This window comes from Blastococcus sp. SYSU DS0552 (assembly GCF_054050815.1).
On the sequence record NZ_JBJHAB010000009.1, the window covers coordinates 27397 to 45284 of the forward strand.

At 72.5% G+C, this 17888-nt stretch carries 14 protein-coding genes; 9 read left to right on the plus strand and 5 right to left on the minus strand.

Annotated features, from left to right (window positions below; translation table 11 throughout):
• Window positions 1-40: 40 nt before the first annotated feature.
• Window positions 41-838 carry a TIGR03089 family protein gene (locus ACI8AG_RS10915; RefSeq protein WP_456597065.1) on the minus strand — a complete coding sequence of 266 codons (798 nt, stop codon included), beginning with the start codon at window positions 836-838 and terminating at the stop codon, window positions 41-43.
• 68 nt (window positions 839-906) lie between these two features.
• Window positions 907-2466, minus strand: a complete 1560-nt coding sequence (locus tag ACI8AG_RS10920) for an LCP family protein (RefSeq protein ID WP_456597066.1) — start codon at window positions 2464-2466, stop codon at window positions 907-909.
• Between the two features lie 1380 nt (window positions 2467-3846).
• Here ACI8AG_RS10920 and ACI8AG_RS10925 point away from each other — a divergent pair.
• From ACI8AG_RS10925 to glfT1, 5 genes are all read left to right on the plus strand, one after another.
• Entirely contained in the window at window positions 3847-4452 is a 606-nt protein-coding gene (locus tag ACI8AG_RS10925; protein WP_456597067.1) for a hypothetical protein, read from the plus strand.
• Complete coding sequence (locus ACI8AG_RS10930; protein WP_456597068.1) at window positions 4449-7283, plus strand: hypothetical protein; 2835 nt, start codon at window positions 4449-4451, stop codon at window positions 7281-7283. The genes ACI8AG_RS10925 and ACI8AG_RS10930 overlap by 4 nt, the downstream gene beginning before the upstream one ends.
• Window positions 7284-7383: 100 nt before the next feature.
• Entirely contained in the window at window positions 7384-8217 is an 834-nt protein-coding gene (gene wzm, locus ACI8AG_RS10935; protein WP_456589956.1) for a galactan export ABC transporter permease subunit Wzm/RfbD, read from the plus strand.
• 2 nt (window positions 8218-8219) lie between these two features.
• Window positions 8220-8984, plus strand: coding sequence for a galactan export ABC transporter ATP-binding subunit Wzt/RfbE (gene wzt / locus ACI8AG_RS10940; protein ID WP_456597069.1), 765 nt, complete (start codon window positions 8220-8222; stop codon window positions 8982-8984).
• Window positions 8981-9886: a galactofuranosyltransferase GlfT1 gene (gene glfT1, locus ACI8AG_RS10945; RefSeq protein WP_456597070.1), complete on the plus strand. Its 906-nt coding sequence runs from the start codon at window positions 8981-8983 to the stop codon at window positions 9884-9886. Before wzt ends, glfT1 begins: the two co-directional genes overlap by 4 nt.
• Here glfT1 and ACI8AG_RS10950 read toward each other — a convergent pair.
• Window positions 9870-11819, minus strand: coding sequence for a glycosyltransferase (locus tag ACI8AG_RS10950; protein WP_456597071.1), 1950 nt, complete (start codon window positions 11817-11819; stop codon window positions 9870-9872). The genes glfT1 and ACI8AG_RS10950 overlap by 17 nt on opposite strands.
• 7 nt (window positions 11820-11826) lie before the next feature.
• A complete protein-coding gene (gene glf / locus ACI8AG_RS10955) occupies window positions 11827-13014 on the minus strand; it encodes a UDP-galactopyranose mutase (protein ID WP_456589952.1) in 1188 nt (395 codons plus the stop codon).
• A 160-nt stretch (window positions 13015-13174) separates the two neighbouring features.
• On the opposite strand from glf, the gene ACI8AG_RS10960 reads away from it, so the two are divergent.
• From ACI8AG_RS10960 to ACI8AG_RS10975, 4 genes are all read left to right on the plus strand, one after another.
• Window positions 13175-14119 (plus strand): glycosyltransferase, encoded by a 945-nt coding sequence (locus ACI8AG_RS10960; protein ID WP_456597072.1) that lies wholly within the window; start codon window positions 13175-13177, stop codon window positions 14117-14119.
• Between the two features lies 1 nt (window position 14120).
• Entirely contained in the window at window positions 14121-15221 is a 1101-nt protein-coding gene (locus ACI8AG_RS10965; RefSeq protein WP_456597073.1) for a mannose-1-phosphate guanylyltransferase, read from the plus strand.
• An 81-nt stretch (window positions 15222-15302) separates the two neighbouring features.
• On the plus strand, window positions 15303-16073 hold the full coding sequence (locus ACI8AG_RS10970) for an SDR family NAD(P)-dependent oxidoreductase (RefSeq protein WP_456589949.1): 771 nt from the start codon (window positions 15303-15305) through the stop codon (window positions 16071-16073).
• 83 nt (window positions 16074-16156) lie between these two features.
• Entirely contained in the window at window positions 16157-17023 is an 867-nt protein-coding gene (locus tag ACI8AG_RS10975) for a DNA-3-methyladenine glycosylase family protein (protein WP_456597074.1), read from the plus strand.
• Here the strand turns inward: ACI8AG_RS10975 and rfbA are convergent.
• On the minus strand, window positions 17020-17886 hold the full coding sequence (gene rfbA, locus ACI8AG_RS10980; RefSeq protein ID WP_456589947.1) for a glucose-1-phosphate thymidylyltransferase RfbA: 867 nt from the start codon (window positions 17884-17886) through the stop codon (window positions 17020-17022). The two genes, ACI8AG_RS10975 and rfbA, sit on opposite strands and share 4 nt — an antisense overlap.
• Window positions 17887-17888 lie beyond the last annotated feature (2 nt).

Here is a 17888-nt window from a genome sequence, read left to right on the forward strand (position 1 = left end):
GCGCTGCGTCCACAGGCGCGGGCAGCCGGTCGCGACGCGGTCAGGCGGGCGGCCGGCCCAGCTCGCGGACGCCGTCGACCTTCGGCCCCAGCGTCGCGGTGATCCGCTCGGCGGCCGCGCGGGCCGGCAGCAGCGCGGGGTCCGGGGCGCGGACCAGCACGATCGAGGCCCCGGCGGCGAGCGGGGCCAGGAGCCAGGCGACCGGGCCGGTCTCCGTGGCGGTCGCCTCGTCGACGAGGATGCGGTCGCCCGCACGCAGGCCCAGGCGGTCGGCCAGCTCCCCAGCGGCCTCGACCACGCCGCCGAGGGTCAGCTCCAGGCCGCCGGCGCGCAGCCCCGGGGTGGCTGGGTCGGGTTCCTGCCACGGGTGGAAGACGTCCCCGTGTGCACGCACCTCGAGGGCGAAGTCCCGGGCAGGCCCGGCGTAGCCGGACATGCCCATGCCGAGCGGGTGGAGCGACAGGCCCAGCAGTTCTGGCAGGTCCAGCTCCTCCAGAGCCGGCAGCCGGTCCTGCGCGGCCAGGACGACGTCGGTGTCGTCCAGCCGGCCGTCGTCCTCCGCCGCGGTCTCGACGACGGTTGCACCGCAGTTCCAGGCGGCCAGCAGGACGGCCGCGGTCTGCCAGTGCACCGGCAGTGCCACCGCCACCCTGCTGCCGGGTGCCACGTCGAACTCCTCCTGGAGGAGGTTGGCGGTCTTGGCCACCCAGTTCGCAAGGGTGATCGCCGAGAGCTCCACCCGCTCCCCGGTGGCGTCGTCGTACTGCGTCAGCAGGGGGGCGGCGCCGTCCCGTCGGACGACGGAGGTGAGCAGGTCAGCTGGCAGGGTGGCGGGCACGGTCCCAGCGTGTCACCGGACCTGCCGTGGCGCTCGGGGTCCCCGGAAGGGGCGGCACGGCGGCGACGTCAGTTGATGCAGGTGGTGTCCGCCGCGGTCCGGGCGTCCTGGCCCTCGACCACCGGGGCAGGGGCCGGTGGGGTGACCGCCTGACCCACGCCGTTGAAGTCGCTGCCCAGGACCAGCTGCACGGTGCCGCTGGTCGCGTCGTCGCTCATCTTGCTCACCGCGCCCGGGATCGCGGCGGCGACGGTGGTGGCCAGGGCCTCGTCCCCGGCGGCGAACCGGATCTCGGTCTGCTCGTGGTCCATCGACGAGGCGTTGCCGGTCGTGCCCACCAGGAAGCCGGCCGTGGTCAGGGCCGAGGCGGCTGTCGCTGCCAGGCCTGAGGTGCCCGACCCGTTGTAGACGTCGACCGTCACCGCGGCGGGGGCGACCGTCTGCGGGGCCTCGGGGGTGGCGGCGGTCTCGGGCTCGGGTTCGGCCGAGAGGTCGGCGAAGAACCTGTGCAGCGCGGCCTCGTCCTCCAGCCGGACGATCGACTTGCCGTCCTCCTCGCCGGTCCCGCGGTTCGGCACGGTCTGGAACTCGATGCTGTCGGCGGTCACCGACTGCATCTGCTGGGCCAGCTGCAGCAGGTCCAGGTCCCGGTCGACGGTCAGCGCGTCGGCTGCGGCCTGCACGAGGGCACGCTGCTTGCCCAGGTCGAGCAGGACGTCCTCGGACAGCATCTTCCGCAGCACCCCGCCGAGGAACACCTGCTGGCGGACGATCCGGTCGAAGTCACCTCGGCCCTGGGGTCCGAAGCCGTGCCGCTGCCGGACGAACTTCAACGCGTCGGCGCCGCTGATCGTCTGCACCCCGGCCGGGAAGTACGCCCCCGACCACTCGCGGTCGTCGACCGCCTTGCACAGGTTGATCTCGACACCACCGACGACGTTGGACAGCTCGAAGAAGCCGAGCAGGTCGACCTCGGCGTAGTGGTCGATCTGCAGACCGGTGAGCCCGCTGATGGTCTGCACCAGCAGCTGGGAGCCCTGTGCGGAGCGGGCTTCCTCGGAGGCGCCGGAAGGGGCGTTCATCCGGCCGTAGGCGTATGCGGCGTTCAGCCGGTCCCAGCCGTGGCCGGGAATCTTCACGTACGAGTCGCGGGGGAAGGAGACGAACGAGGCGCGGGATCCGTCGGCCGGCACGTGAACCAGGATCATCGTGTCGGTATTGATGCCCGAGTCGATGCCTGCGTTGAGGTCGGTCAGCTGCTGCTCGGTCAGCGCGGCCCGGCTGTCGTTGCCGACGAGCAGCAGGTTCATGGCCTCGCCGGCGCCGCCGTTGCCCTCGTTGCCCTCGCTGGGGATGGCATCGGTGCGGTTCACCGTCGCGGACGCCACCTGGCCGAGGTACCAGCCCCAGCCGGACCCGGCGAGCAGGCTGACTGCGAGGACCCCGGCGATGGCGCGCGCGGCGACCGCGGCACGGTGGCCACGGCGTCGGGGAGGCTGGGCGTCGGCCCCGTAGCCCTCCGGGGCCGCGGTCGCCCGCGGACGGCGTGGCTGGCCCGCGCGGGGGTCGAGGCGCGGGGGCAGCGGTCGGCCTGCTGGTCGGCCGTGCTCGTTCCGGTCTCGGCTCACGTGGTCCTCACTGCGGGTGTTGTGCGCCGGTCCGAGGGCGCGGGCGCCCCGTGGACGCCGGGTTGGTCAGGTTGTGGCGCTCTGCGCGTCGACGTTGGCAACGGTAGGCGCGCTCCATGAGTCGCTCAGCTCTCCGACACGCAAGAAGTGCCATCTCCGCAGCACGTGCCGCCCGCCTCGTCTCGCGCTGAGCACCAGCCGCACCTGTCACACACCCCCTGATCTCGTCGGCTGCCGAAAGCGGCGGCGCCGGCTCGAAGGGACGGGTGCTGTTGACGATGGGCCGAGGAGGACGCGTCGTCGGCCGCCGATGGGATGTGCGTGGTGCAAGAGGGAACCGCGCCGTGCGCCGACTCCCGTCCGTCCTGGCGACCTTCGCCGCCCCGTCCGGGTGGTCCATCATCGTGCTCGTGCCGAGTCCCTGACGCCCTGCGCCGGCGCAGGGGAGGTAGGGCGGCCCTGCGCGCCCTGTTGTCGGTGCCCACGCCGGTGGAAGCCGACAACGGGACGTTCGGCAGCTCGATGATCGGCGACTGCGGTACGGCCCCGCCTGCTTGAGGCCGCTGGGGGCAGCTGACCTCTGGTGGGAGAGCACGGCCGGTGCACCTGCGGCGTCCGGGTGCCCGTGGCGACGATCGGCGCTCACCGGAGGACGCAGAGGAGGCCCTGCCCGGGTGACGCCGGCTTCCCCCGGATGCCCGAGATCCGCGCCCTGGTCGCCTCCCGGCTGGGGTCGGCGGGCGGCTGCACCGGCGCGCGGTTGTACTCCTCGGCCGTCGGCGCCGTCCGGTGGTGCGCGGATGGGTCCTCCACCTACCTGGCGATGAGCGGGCCTGCGGCCCTCGGTGCGCCTCCGACGGTGCCCGCACCCGCACACCCGAGTGGAGTCGAGTTCTTCGTCTCGTTCCAGCACGGCAGCGTCTGCTGGAAGTTCCAGCACGGCAGCGTTTGCTGGGCACCCGCCGCCGGAACCCAGGTCGTCGGGCCTCCCTGTCGACCATCTCTGAGCCAGTGGGGGAACTCCCGGCCGTTGCGCTTCCGACCACGAGTGACGCATGGACCAGGGGCGGCCGTGGCGCATCGGTCCGGTCCAAGGTGGCGACATCCACTGGTCGGCCGCGAACGAGCCCCAGGCGATGGTGGCCCCGATTGCCGCCGCCTACTGGTCGCGCGGCGGCATTCCTGCACCACTGCGACGGGTGGCAGCAGAAGCACCTCCTGGGCGACACGCGACCGGTGCGGCCGGCGTCGCTCCCACCACTACTCTGTCACGCCAGGTAATTTACTGATCACGTTCTGATAGTCGTCGGCGCGAGCCGCGCACATGGACCGTCTCGACGCCGATGACCGGCACCACCGTCGGTCGCTCTGGGAGTTGTCATGTCCCGTACCGCCATGCGCCTCAGCCTGCCCAGTCTCCTGGTCCTGGTCCTGGTCCTGGTCCTCGTCATCGCCGGCGGGGCCTGGGTCTGGCTGCGCTCCGGGGGCGCCCAGCCGAACGGGACGTCCGAGGCCGAGGCGAACGCAGCCGCTGATCCGCGCTACGACGGGTCGATGGACGGCGGGGGCACCGTGGCGGGCGACCCGGTGGATGGCGGGGGCGACCAGGACGAGCACGACGGCGAAACGACCCCGGTTCCATCGGCCGCGCCCCCCACCCCTGCCGCCACGCCGTCGGCGGCGCCGCGCGCAGTCGACGTGAGTCCCACGTACTCGGGCTGGGACCGACCGACCGCGGGGGTGGTCGTCGGCGGGGTCGTGAGTGGCGTGATCGAGGGCGGCGGCACCTGCACCGCCACGCTGACGAGGAACGGCGTCTCGGCCGAGGGCAGCTCCGACGGTGTGCCCGATGCCCGCACCACCAGTTGCGGTGAGATCCGCGTGCCCGGGGACCGGCTGTCCTCTGGCGAGTGGTCGGCGACCCTGACCTACCGCTCGCCGACCTCGGCCGGCGAGTCGGCGACTTTCACGGTGGTGGTCCCGTGATCACCCGGCTCCGCACGGGCGTCGTCGCCCTGTTTGTCCTCGGCCTTGCCGCCGTCCTCGGCGGCTCCCTCGTCGGGCCGGCCGACACCCAGTTGCGGGAGGCGGCCGACCTCAAACGCTTCAACGCCGGCAACATCGTCAGCGACGGCGTCTTCTACGACACCTCGACGATGAGCGCCGACCAGATCCAGGCTTTCCTCACCAGCAAGAACTCCGGCCTGCGCAGCCTCCGGGTGGACACCTTCACCCGCACCTCCAGCCCGTGCGGCACGTACCACGGTGGTGGTCAGGAGACCGCGGCGTGGGTCATCTACAAGGTCGCCAAGGCCTGCGGCATCAATCCGCAGGCCCTTCTGGTGATCCTGCAGAAGGAGCAGGGGCTGGTCACCGATGCGACCCCGTCCCACGACCAGTTGCGCAAGGCCATGGGGTACGGCTGCCCCGACACCCCGGCCGGTTGCGATGCCACCTGGAACGGCTTCTTCAACCAGGTGTACATGGCCTCGCGCCAGTTCAAGCTCTACCAGGCCAACCCGACCAAGTACGGCTACGTGGCGGGCCGGACGAACTACATCTCCTACCAGGCCAACAATGCCGGGTGCGGCAAGGCGTCGGTGTTCATCGAGAACCAGGCGACCGCCGGCCTGTACAACTACACGCCCTACGTTCCGAACGACGCCGCGCTGCGCGCTGGCTACGGCACCGGCGACGTGTGCTCGGCCTATGGCAACCGGAACTTCTACCAGTACTTCGTCGACTGGTTCGGCTCGACCCAGTCCTCGGGCGGCTCGCAGATCGTCGATAAGTACAACGCCCTGAAGGCCATCGGCGTCGATCTCGGGGCGTCGACCGGTGATGCGCTCTGCGACCAGCCCTACGGTGGCTGCTGGCGGCCCTATCAGGGCGGCCACATCTTCTGGCACCCCGTCACCGGTGCCCGCGTGGTCCGGGGGGCGATCCTGGACCGCTACCTGCGTGCCGGGGGCCCCGGCGGCAACGGCTACCCCACCGGTGACGACGCCCTGGCGCCCGGCGGTGGCGGCTACCTGACGACGTTCCAGTGGGGGGACATCTACTGGTCCCCCAGCACCGGCGCGCAGATCGTGCGCGGGGAGATCCTCGCCAAGTGGTACGCCATGGGCGGGCCGACCGGTTCTCTCGGTTACCCCTCTTCGACCGACGCCCTCGCCCCCGGCGGACGGGGCTTCGTCGTCGACTTCCAGCACGGCTCGCTCTACTGGTCGCCGAACACCGGTGCCCACGTCGTCCGCGGTGCGCTGCTGGCCCGCTACCGGGCGCTCGGCGGCCCCCAGGGGCTCGGCTACCCGACCGGCGACGACCAGAGCGCGGCCGGCGGCGGGTTCATGACGCCGTTCGAGTGGGGCGACCTGTACTGGTCGGCGGCCCACGAGGTCAAGGTCGTGAAGGGTGCCATCCTGGCCGCCTACAAGAAGGCCGGCGGCCCGGCCGCGCTCGGCTACCCGACCGGCGACGACCAGCCGGCCGCCGGCGGTGGGTTCATGACCCCGTTCGAGCGGGGCGAGATCTACTGGTCGGCGGCGACCGATGCTCGGATCCTCCGTGGCCAGATCCTCACCTCGTGGAAGGCGGCCGGCGGACCACGCGGGTACGGCTACCCGACCAGCGACTCCCGGACGATCGGCAACGGCGAGACGGGCGCCTTCCAGCGCGGTGAGCTGTACTGGTCCGCCGCGACCGGCGCCAGGATCGTCCGCGGGGCGATCCTGGACACCTGGAAGGCGGCAGGCGGTGCCACCGGCTACCTGGGCTTCCCGACGACGGATGACGCCCTCGCCCCCGGCGGCAAGGGCTTCGTCGTCGACTTCCAAGGCGGCTCGGTGTACTGGTCGGCCGCGACCCAGGCCAAGATCGTGCGCGGGGCGATCCTGGCGACGTACCGGGCGGCCGGCGGTCCTCCCGCACTCGGGTACCCGACCGGAAACGACAGCCCGGCCGGTGACGGTCGCGGGTTCAAGACCACCTTCCAGTACGCCGACATCTTCTGGTCGTCGACCACCGGTGCTCACGTGGTGCGCGGCGCCATCCACACCACCTGGATGCAGCTGGGCGGCTCCAAGGGCTACCTCGGCTACCCGATCACGAGCGATGCCCTCGCGCCCGGTGGCGGTGGCTACGTCGTCGATTTCGAGGGCGGGTCGCTCTACTGGTCGCCGGCGGCGGGGACCAAGGTCGTGCGCGGCGCGATCCTGGCCACGTACCGGGCGGCGGGCGGACCGCAGGCGCTCGGCTTCCCGACCGGCAACGACGCCCCGGCTGGGGACGGCCGCGGCTACAAGACGGCGTTCCAGTACGCCGAGATCTACTGGTCGGCCACGACGGGGGCGCACGTGGTCCGCGGCGCGATCCACAGCACCTGGATGGACAACGGTGGGGTCCGCGGCTCACTGGGTTATCCGAGGACGAGTGACGCGCTGGTGCCCGGCGGCGGCGGCTACGTCGTCGACTTCGAGTACGGCGCGGTGTACTGGTCGCCGGCGACAGGCACGAAGATCGTCCGCGGCGCCATCCTCGACGCCTACCGGGCGGCCGGTGGCCCCGCAGTTCTGGGCTTCCCGACGACGAGCGACGCCCGGGCGCCCGGCGGTCAGGGCTACATGACCTCCTTCCAGGGCGGCACCATCTACTGGTCCGCAACCACCCAGGCGCGGGTGCTGAGGACCGAGCTGAACGCCGCCTACCTCGCGCAGGGCGGCACGACCGGGCCGCTGGGGTACCCGATCTCCGACACCGTCGTCGTGGGGGCGCAGCAGCGGGCCGAGTTCCAGAACGGGGTGCTCACGGCGCCGTAGCGACAGGCGCGGGGCCGGCGGGACGGGTGTGACGAACAGGTCCCGTCGGCCTCGCGAGCCGACGCCGTTCCGCTCCGGTGCGCAGGTACCGTGACTGCTCGTGACAGTGGCACAACCGACCGGGCGGACTCTGTCTGCCGCCGTTGCCGATCTCCGGCGCGGGTGGGAGCAGCGGCCGCTGTGGGGGTACCTCGGTTGGCAGGACATCCGGCAGCGCTACCGGCGCTCGGTCCTCGGGCCGGTCTGGATCACCATCAGCATGGCCGTCACGGCCGTCGCGCTCGGGATCCTCTACTCGGGGCTGTTCGACATCCCGCTGGAGCGGTTGCTGCCGCACGTGCTCGTGGGCTTCATCGTGTGGGGCTTCATCAGCGGCTGCATCACCGAGGGGTCGGAGGTGTTCATCGCCAACGAGGGCCTGATCAAGCACCTCCCGGCACCGCTGTCCACCCACGTGTACCGGCTGATCTGGCGCCAGACGCTCTTCCTCGCCCACAACCTGATCGTCTACCTGATCATGCTGCTGTTCTTCCCGCAGCCGCTGCACTGGACGGTGCTCGCCGTCGTGCCGGCCTTCGTGCTGCTCGCCCTCAACGGCGCCTGGGTCGCCCTCGCCGTCGGCGTCGTCACGGCGCGGTTCCGCGACATCCTGCCGATCACCCAGAGCATCGTCCAGCTGATGTTCTTCCTCACGCCGATCGTCTGGATCTACGACGAGCTGATCAACAGCCCCAACCCCGCCATCGCCGAGCGGGCCAGGCTGGCCGAGTTCAACCCCTTCCTGCACTTCCTCGAGATCGTCCGCCGTCCGCTGCTCGGTCAGGACCAGCAGCTGCGGTACTGGCTGGTCGTCCTCGCCATCACCGTGGTCGGCTGGGCGCTGACGATGTTCGTGCTGCGCCGCTACCGGTCCCGCGTCTCCTATTGGGTGTGAGCGTGTCCCAGATCAAACCCGGCCCGGTCAGCATCGTCACGAAGGACGCCTGCGTCGACTTCCCGATCTTCGACGCGAAGAGCCGGTCGCTGAAGAACACCGTCATGGGCGTGGTCGGCGGGCACATCGACAGCGCCGCCAAGGTGCCCGTCATCGAGGCCCTCCGCGACATCACCGTCACCCTCGAGCACGGCGCCCGCGTCGGGCTCGTCGGCCACAACGGGGCCGGCAAGTCCACCCTGCTGCGACTGCTGTCGGGCATCTACGAACCGACCCGCGGTGTCGCCGAGGTCCGGGGGCGCGTGGCGCCGGTCTTCGACCTCGGGGTGGGCATGGACCCGGAGATCTCCGGGCTCGAGAACATCATGGTCCGCGGCCTCTTCCTGGGCATGACGCGCAAGCAGATGGAGGCCCGGGTCGACGACATCGCCGACTTCACCGAGCTCGGCGACTTCCTCCGCATGCCGCTGCGCACGTACTCCACTGGTATGCGGGTGCGCCTGGCTCTCGGGGTCGTCACGAGCATCGACCCGGAGATCCTGCTGCTCGACGAGGGCATCGGTGCGGTGGACGCGGCCTTCCTGGAGAAGAGCAAGCAGCGGCTGGTGCAGCTGGTGGAGCGTTCCGGTCTGCTGGTCTTCGCCTCGCACTCCGACGAGTTCCTCCGCGAGCTCTGCGACACCGCGATCTGGATGGAGCACGGCCAGATCAAGCAGCAGGGGCAGCTGGACGACGTCCTGCGGGCCTACAAGGGGCAGCGGGCATGACGGCCGGGTCCGGGACGGAGAAGGTCGTCGCCGTCGTCGTCACGCGGCACCGGCCCGAGCTGCTGGCCGAGAGCCTGGCCGCGCTGGCGGGCCAGCGCCGGCCGGTCGACCACGTCGTGGTCGTCGACAACGGGCCCGACCGGGCCGTGGCGGAGGTCGTGCGCGCCAGCGGGCTGCCGGCGACCTACCTGCCCAGCGAGCGCAACCTGGGCGGGGCCGGCGGCTTCGCGCTCGGCATGCTGCAGGCCCTGGCGCTGGGGGCCGACTGGGTGTGGTGCGCCGACGACGACGGCCGCCCGGCGGACGGGACCGTGCTGGACACGCTGATGACCACGGCTCACGAGCACGGGCTGGCCGAGGTGTCGCCGTTGGTGACCGACCTCGCCGACCCGGAGAGGCTGGCGTTCCCGCTGCGCCGGGGGCTGCGGTGGCGACGCCGCCGCAGCGACTTCGACGGCATCGAGGTGCTGCCCCGCTACGCCTCGCTCTTCAACGGCGCGCTGTTCCGGGCCGAGGCGCTGGACGTGGTGGGCGTGCCCGACTACCGGCTGTTCTTCCGCGGCGACGAGACGGAGATCCACCGTCGCCTGCTCCGCTCGGGGCTGCCGTTCGGCACCTGCACCGCCGCGGCCTACCTGCACCCCGAGGGAACGACGGAGTTCGTGCCTATCCTGCGCGGGAAGCTCTCCGCGCAGTACCCGGGCAACGAGGTCAAGCGGTACTTCACCTACCGCAACCGCGGGTACCTGATGGCTCAGCCGGGGATGCGCTGGCTGCGCCCGCTGGAGACCGTGCGCTTCGGCTGGTTCTTCCTGGTGTCCCGCCGCGACCCGGGTGGGTGGCGCGAATGGCGCCGCCTCACCCGGGCCGGCCGGCGGGAGGAGCTCACGCGCCCGGCGTGAACTCCCCGTCGAACGCCTTCGACCAGCTCTGCTGGCTGGTCAGCTGCTCCATGTGCGCCCGGTACTGCTTGGACAGCCGGGGGAACTCGCGGTAGAGCTTGACGTGCACCCGGATCGAGTGCCGCAGCATCTGCCAGAACGTCCCCGGCTCCCGGCGGCGGAAGGTGACCCCGCGACCGTCCGCGGTCCCGACCGTCGCGCTGTCGAGCCGGGCGAGCAGGAACCAGCGGGCGTCCTGCGCCGAGATGTTCATCTGCGGGCGCTCGGCGGCGTCCGGCTTCGGCCTGCGCAGGTTGTGGGCGAGCGCCGCGGCCAGGGTGCGGGTGATGGTCGTCGGCGTCGTCGGCGGCTTCATGAACCGCTCGGCCTTCGTCGGGCTCATCGAGGGCAGGGGCAGGTCGGACGAGGAGCCGATGACCTGGCCGTCGGGGTAGTCGCCCTGGTGCCGCAGCGCCGTCGGCAGGGCCGTGGGCAGCAGCGGGAAGAGCCGCTCGGGGCCGGCGAGGAAGTCGTCGTACGCCCGGTGGTGCAGCGCCGCGGTGGCGTACTGCAGCATGATCAGGAACTTCAGGTCGAACTTGAAGGTGTCCCGCAGCAGCGTGCCACCCCGCTTGTACTGGCTGTGCAGCGCCGCGGCGACCAGCCGGTTTCGGGTGTGGAAGTAGGCCTGCCACCCCGCGGTGTCGTCCTTGTCGCTCCAGGACAGGTGCCACACCGCCGCGCCCGGCAGCGTCGCGGTCGGGTAGCCGTGCTCTCCGGCGCGGATGCCGTACTCGGCGTCGTCCCACTTGATGAAGACCGGCAGAGCGAAGCCCAGCTCCTGCATGACCTGGCGCGGGATCAGGCACATCCACCACCCGGTGTAGTCCACGTCGATCCGCCGGTGCAGGGCGGGGGTCGACCGCAGGCTCCGCCTGGCGAAGTCGTGGGCGTACTCGGTGTTGGGTGCCGCACGCCAGAAGAACTTGTCCGGCGCGACGACCTCGCCCATGGTGTGCAGCACCGAGCGGTCCTGCAGGGCCAGCATCTGGCCGCCCACCAGCATCGGCTTCTTGGTGAAGCGGGCGAAGGCGAACATCCGCGCGATGCTGTCGGGCTCGAGCTGCACGTCGTCGTCGAGCAGGATGTGGTGCGTCGCGTCCGTGGAGGTCAGCGCCTCGTGCATGGTGCGGGAGAACCCGCCGCTGCCGCCGAGGTTGGGCTGCTCGACCAGCAGCAGCCGGTCGCCCAGGGCGGCGGCCGCGTCGGCGAAGCCGCCCGCGTCGCGGACCTTCTTGGTGCCCTGGTCGGCGACGATGACGCGCGAGATCAGCCCGTCGACGACGGGGTCGCCGGCCAGCGCGGCGAGCGCGGAGACACAGTCGTCGGGCCGGTTGAAGGTGCAGATGCCGATCGACAGGCGCGTCTCGTGGGCCGGCTCGCGCGCGGCGGACCAGTCGGCCTCGTGCACCGTCACCGGCGCGTCGTCGGCGGTGACGTCGAACCAGTACCAGCCGCCGTCCTCGAACGGGGTGAGCTCCAGCTCGAACTCGAGCGCGCGGTCCTCGCCCGTGGTCGTCGTGCCGGTGACGTGGATGATGCTGCCGTCGGCCTTGGAGCGGTAGACGTCGACGCGGCCGGGGCCGGAGAGCCGCATGCGCAGGACGACCTGCTCCAGGACCGTCCAGCGGCGCCAGTAGCTCGCCGGGAAGGCGTTGAAGTAGGTCGCGAAGGAGACCTCGCTGCCCGCGGCCACGGTCGCGTCCGAGCGGGTGGTGGACTTGACCCGCTTGTTCCGCTCCTCGTCGACGTAGAGGCTGCGGACCTTCAGCGGGTCACCCGGGCGCGGCATGATGACGCGCTGGAGGAGCGTGACGGCCTTGCCCTCGGCCAGATCCGCGGCGGTCGGTTCGCTGACCCGCTCCGGGGACACCGTCTGATGTGTTGTCGTCATGTGGTGCTCAGTCCTCCAGGCGGCCGTCGAGGGCGCCGCCCTGGTCGAAGAAGGGGCGGATGCGGTTGTCGAACATGGTCAGCGCCGACCCGATGGCCATGTGCATGTCCAGGTACTTGTAGGTGCCCAGCCGACCGCCGAAGAGAACGCGCTTCTCGGCGGCCTCCTTGGCCGCGAGCTCGCGGTAGCGCTCCAGCTTGGCGCGGTCCTCGGGGGTGTTGATCGGGTAGTAGGGCTCGTCGCCGGTCTGCGCGAACCGCGAGAACTCCCGCACGACCACGGTCTTGTCCGTGGGGTAGTCCCGCTCGGGGTGGAAGTGGCGGAACTCGTGGATCCGGGTGAAGGGGACGTCCTCGTCGGCGTAGTTCATGACGGAGGTGCCCTGGAAGTCGCCGATCGGGAGGACCTCGGTCTCGAAGTCCAGCGTCCGCCAGCCCAGTTCCCCGGCCTCGTAGTCGAAGTACTTGTCGATCGGCCCGGTGAACACGGTGGGGACGTCACGGGGCAGCTCGTCGCGGACGTCGAAGTAGTCGGTGTTCAGCCGCACCTCGATGTTCGGGTGGTCGGCCATCCGCTGGAGCCAGGCCGTGTACCCGTCCTTGGGCAGGCCCTCGTACGCGTCGTTGAAGTACCGGTTGTCGAAGGTGTACCGCACCGGCAGACGGGCGATGACGGCGGCGGGCAGCTCGGTCGGGTCGGTCTGCCACTGCTTCTTCGTGTAGCCGCGGATGAACGCCTCGTACAGCGGGCGGCCGATCAGCGAGATCGCCTTCTCCTCGAGGTTCTTCGCCTCGCCGGTGTCGAACTCGCCGGCCTGCTCCGCCACGAGGGCCCGCGCCTCGGAGGGGGAGAAGCTCTTGCCGAAGTACTGGCAGATGGTGGCCAGGTTCATCGGGAGGGAGTAGGTCTGGCCCTGGTAGATCGAGTAGACCTTGTGCTGGTAGTTCGTGAACTCGGTGAACCGGTTGACGTACTGCCAGACCCGCTCGTTGGACGTGTGGAACAGGTGGGCGCCGTAGACGTGCACCTCGATGCCGGTCTCCGGCTCGGGCGCGGAGTAGGCGTTGCCGCCGATGTGGTCGCGGCGGTCGATGACCAGCACTCGCTTGTCGAGCTGGCTGGCCACCCGCTCTGCGACGGTGAGGCCGAAGAAGCCGGAGCCGACGACGACGAGGTCAGGTCCTGTGGTGGTCACGGGTCTCGACGGTACCTGTCGGTCCGGAGGGGCACGACCACGGAGCGGCGGTTTCCCGGCCGTAGCGACCCGTTCCGTCACACTGACCACACGCACCCCGGAGACCGCTCCGCGGCGCGCATCCGCGCTCGCCCGCGGTCAGTGCCTAGGGTGGTCCTCCGTGTCGTCTGCCTCCGGCTCGTCGCCCCTGCGCGTCGTCGCCGTCACCTACTCGCCGGGCGCGGCGCTCGAGGACTTCGTGGCGTCGCTGGCGGGTGCCACCACACGGCCGGTCGAGGTGGTGCTGGCCGACAACGGCTCGACCGACGGGGCACCGGAGCGCGCCGCGGCCCGGTACCCGCACGTACGCGTGCTGCGCACCGGCGGGAACATCGGCTACGGGGCAGCGGCGAACGCCGGGCTCGCCGACGCCCGCAGCGGACGGGCGCTGATCGCCAACCCCGACCTGCGCTTCTCGCCCGGGTCGGTGGACGAACTGCTCGCCGCGGCCGACCGCTGGCCGCGGGCGGCCACGCTCGGGCCGGCGATCATGACGCCGGCGGGTGAGCTGTACCCCTCGGCCCGCGACCTGCCGCGGCTGTCCACCGGCGCGGGGCACGCCCTGCTGGGCTGGGCCTGGCCGGGCAACCCGTGGACCGCCCGATACCGGCGCGAGCGCGAAGCCCCCCGGGAGCGGACCGCCGGCTGGCTCAGCGGCTCCTGCCTGCTCGTCGACCTCGAGGCGTTCTGGTCGGTGGGCGGGTTCGACCCCGGCTACTTCATGTACTTCGAGGACGTCGACCTCGCGGAGCGGCTCACCCGCGCCGGGTGGCTGCACGTCTACGTGCCCACGGCCGTCGTCGAGCACGAGGGCGGGCACGCGACCCGGCGGGAGCCGCACCGGATGCAGCGGGTGCACCACACCAGCGCGCTGCGGTACCTCTCCGGGCAGTACCCACGCCGGCGGCACGCCCCGCTGCGCGCCGCCCTCCGCGCCGGTCTCGGCGGCCGGATGCTGGTCTCCTACGTCAGCGGGCGCGTCGCGGCCGGTGCCCGGTTCCAGCGCCGGGCCCGCGACCTGGCAGCCGTGCCCGACCCGCGGCGCACCGGCGCCGAGGGGGGCTGACGTGCGCCACGCGGTGATCATGGCCGGCGGCTCGGGCACGCGGCTGTGGCCGTTGTCGCGGGAAGGCCGGCCCAAGCAGCTGCTCGACGTCGTCGCCGGCCCGGACGGTGCGCCGCGCAGCCTGCTGGCGGAGGCCTGGGACCGGCTGCGCGCGGTGCTGCCCGCGGAGCGCATCTGGGTGTGCACCGCGGCCCGCTACGCCGGGCAGGGCCGGGCGGCGCTGCCGGAGCTGCGGGCCGACCGGCTGGTGCTCGAGCCGGTCGCCCGCGACACCGCGAACGCCGTCGGGCTGACGGCGGCGCTGGTCGCGGACGTCGACCCGGACGCCGAGCTCGCCGTCGTCAGCGCCGACCACGTGATCCGGCCGGTGGAGCGCTTCGCCGACGCGCTGCGCACCGCCTACGACGCCCTCGCCACCCGCCCCCGGTCGCTGGTCACCCTCGGCATCCGGCCCACCGCGCCGGCCACCGGGTTCGGCTACGTGCAGCGTGGCGCGCCCACCGGGCAGCCGGGCGTGGCCGAGGCGGCGTCGTTCCGGGAGAAGCCCGACCGCGCCACCGCCGAGCGGTACCTGGCGTCCGGGCAGTACCTGTGGAACTCGGGCATGTTCGTCTGGCGCGCCCGCACGGTGCTCGACGCCCTCGCCGACCACCTCCCCGCGTCGGCGGAGGGGCTCGCCCGGATCGTCGCGGCGCCCGCCGGGCCGGGCCGGGACGCGGTGCTGGCCGACGTCTTCCCGACCCTGCCGAAGATCAGCGTCGACTACGCCGTCCTCGAGCCGGCCGCCGCCGAGCCCGGACGGGTGCTCGTGGTCGACCTGGACGTGGCCTGGCTGGACGTCGGCTCGTGGCCGGCGCTGGCGCACACGCTGGACCACGACGGCGCGGGCAACGCCGTCCGCGGCCTCGCCGTCGTGCTCGACGGGGCGGGGAACATCGTGTTCAGCGACGACCCGCGGCACCTGGTCGCCCTCGTGGGCGTGCGGGACAGCGTCGTGGTGCACACCGCCGACGTCACCATGGTCTGCCCGGTCGCCGACGCCGAGCGGGTGAAGCAGCTGCTCGCCGCGGTGCAGGAGAGCCACGGCGGCCGTTTCGCCTGACGGAGGACGCCTCTGCTCCCCAGCGCTCGCGAGCTCGTCCCGGGGGCCCTGCGGGGAGGCCGTCCGGGATAGCTTGCGGGCATGAAGAACTTCGACGTCGCAGCAGTGGTCAGCGGGGGCGCCTCCGGGCTCGGGGAGGCCACCACCCGGGCACTGGCCGCCCGTGGGGCCGCGGTCACCATCATGGACCTCAACGAGGAGCGCGGGCAGGCGCTCGCCGCCGAGCTGGGCGGGCACACCACGTTCGTCCGCACCGACGTGACCGACGAGGCCTCGGTGCAGGCCGCGGTCGCCGAGGCCACCGGCAAGGACCGCCCGCTGCGGATCGCGGTCAGCTGCGCCGGCATCGGGCTGGCCCAGCGCACGGTGGGCCGCAACGGCGAGCCGCACGAGCTCGGCGGGTTCCAGAAGGTGCTGGCCGTCAACCTGGTCGGCACGTTCAACGTCCTGCGCCTGGCCGCGGCGGCGATGTCGCAGACCGAGCCGGGGGAGGAGGGCGAGCGCGGCGTCGTCGTCAACACCGCCTCCATCGCCGCCTTCGACGGCCAGATCGGCCAGCTGGCGTACTCGGCGTCGAAGGGCGGTGTCGTCGGCATGACCCTGCCCGCGGCCCGCGACCTGTCCAGCGTGGGCGTCCGCGTCTGCACCATCGCCCCCGGGCTGGTGGACACGCCCCTGCTGGGCTCGCTCCCCGAGGAGGCGCGGGCCGCCCTCTCGGCGGGCATACCCTTCCCCAAGCGGCTCGGCCGCCCGGCCGACTTCGCCGAGCTGGCGCTCGCGATCGTCGAGAACGGCTACCTCAACGGCGAGGTCGTCCGGATGGACGGCGCGCTGCGCATGGCACCCCGCTGACCTTCCCCCCGGAGCACCTGCTGAGCACCGCCCTGGACGCCCCCGCCTACGCGGCGGTGTGGACGCCGGACTGGCCCCTCGACGTGGGCCGGACCCTGGCTCCGCACCGCCGCGGGCCGGGCGACCCCGCGCTGCGGCTGGCCGACTCCGGGTTCTGGCGCACGACGTCGACCCCGGCGGGCGCGGCCACGGTGCGGCTGGTCCGCACGGCCGCGGGGGTGGCCATCAGCGCGTGGGGCCCCGGCGCGGAGTGCGCGGGGGTCGCCGTGCCCGAGTGGCTGGGCGCCGCCGATAACCCCGAGCAGTTCCGCCCCGGCCACCACCCGACGGTGGCCGAGCTGCACCGCACGACGCCGTGGCTGCGGCTGGGGCGGACCGGTCGCACCTGGGACGCGCTCGTCCCGGCGGTGCTGGAGCAGAAGGTGACCGTCGTCGAGGCCCACCGGGTGTGGCGGGAGCTGCTCCGGCTGGCGGGCGAGCCCGCGCCCGGCCCCGCACCCGAGGGGATGCGCGTGGTGCCCTCGGCGCAGCGCGTGCTCGAGGTGACCGACTGGGAGTGGCACCGCTGCGGGCTCGACGGTGCGCGCCGCCGGGCGCTGCGCGCCGCCGCGACGGTGGCCGCCGCCCTGGAGCCCGAGCGGGCCGGGGACTCCGGCGGTCTGCAGCAGCGCCTGCGCTCGATCCCCGGGATCGGCATCTGGACGGCGGCCGAGGTGGCGCAGCGGGTCCACGGTGACCCGGACGCCGTCAGCGTGGGTGACTACCACCTGAAGAACCTGGTGGGCTACGCGCTCACCGGCCGCCGGAACACCGACGACGAGGGCATGCTCGAGCTGCTGGAGCCGTGGCGGGGGCACCGGCAGCGGGTGGTGCGCCTGCTGCTGGCCGGCGGCCCCCGGCGGCCGCGGCGCGGGCCCCGGTTCGCCCCGGTGGACAACCGGCGCCGTTAGCGCTCGGCGAGCAGGCCGAGCAGGTAGGCGCCGTAGCCGCTCTTCCCCAGCGGCTCGGCGATGGCGCGCAGCCCCTCGTCGTCCAGCCAGCCGTTGCGCCAGGCCACCTCCTCGATGCAGCCGATCTTCAGGCCCTGGCGCTCCTCGACCACGGAGACGAACTCGGTCGCCTGGCGCAGCGAGGCGAAGGTGCCGGTGTCCAGCCAGGCGGTGCCGCGGTCCAGCGCGGTGACGGTCAGCCGGCCCTCCCGCAGGTAGTGCTCGTTGACCGCGGTGATCTCCAGCTCGCCCCGCGCGCTCGGGGTGATGCCGCGGGCCACCTCGACGACGTCCCCGGCGTAGAAGTACAGCCCGGGGACGGCGTAGGCGCTCTTCGGGCGCACCGGCTTCTCCTCGATCGAGAGCACCCGGCCGGCGTCGTCGAACTCCACGACGCCGTAGTCCCGCGGATTGGCCACGTGGTAGGCGAACACGTGCCCGCCGGCGGGCACGGGCAGCCGGGACAGCGCGGTGCCCAGGCCGGCGCCGTAGAAGATGTTGTCGCCGAGGACCAGGGCCGCGGCCTCGCCGCCGAGGAACTCCGCCCCGATGAGGAACGCCTGGGCCAGGCCCTCGGGTCGCGGCTGGGCCGCGTACTCGATCCGCATGCCCAGCCGGCTGCCGTCACCGAGGAGGGCGCGGAACGCGGCCTGGTCCGCCGGGGTCGTGATGACCAGCACCTCGCGGATCCCCGCCATCATCAGCGTGGAGAGCGGGTAGTAGATCATCGGCTTGTCGTAGACCGGCATGAGCTGCTTGCTCACCGCCTGGGTGATGGGGAACAGACGGCTCCCCGTGCCACCGGCCAGGATGATCCCGCGCATGG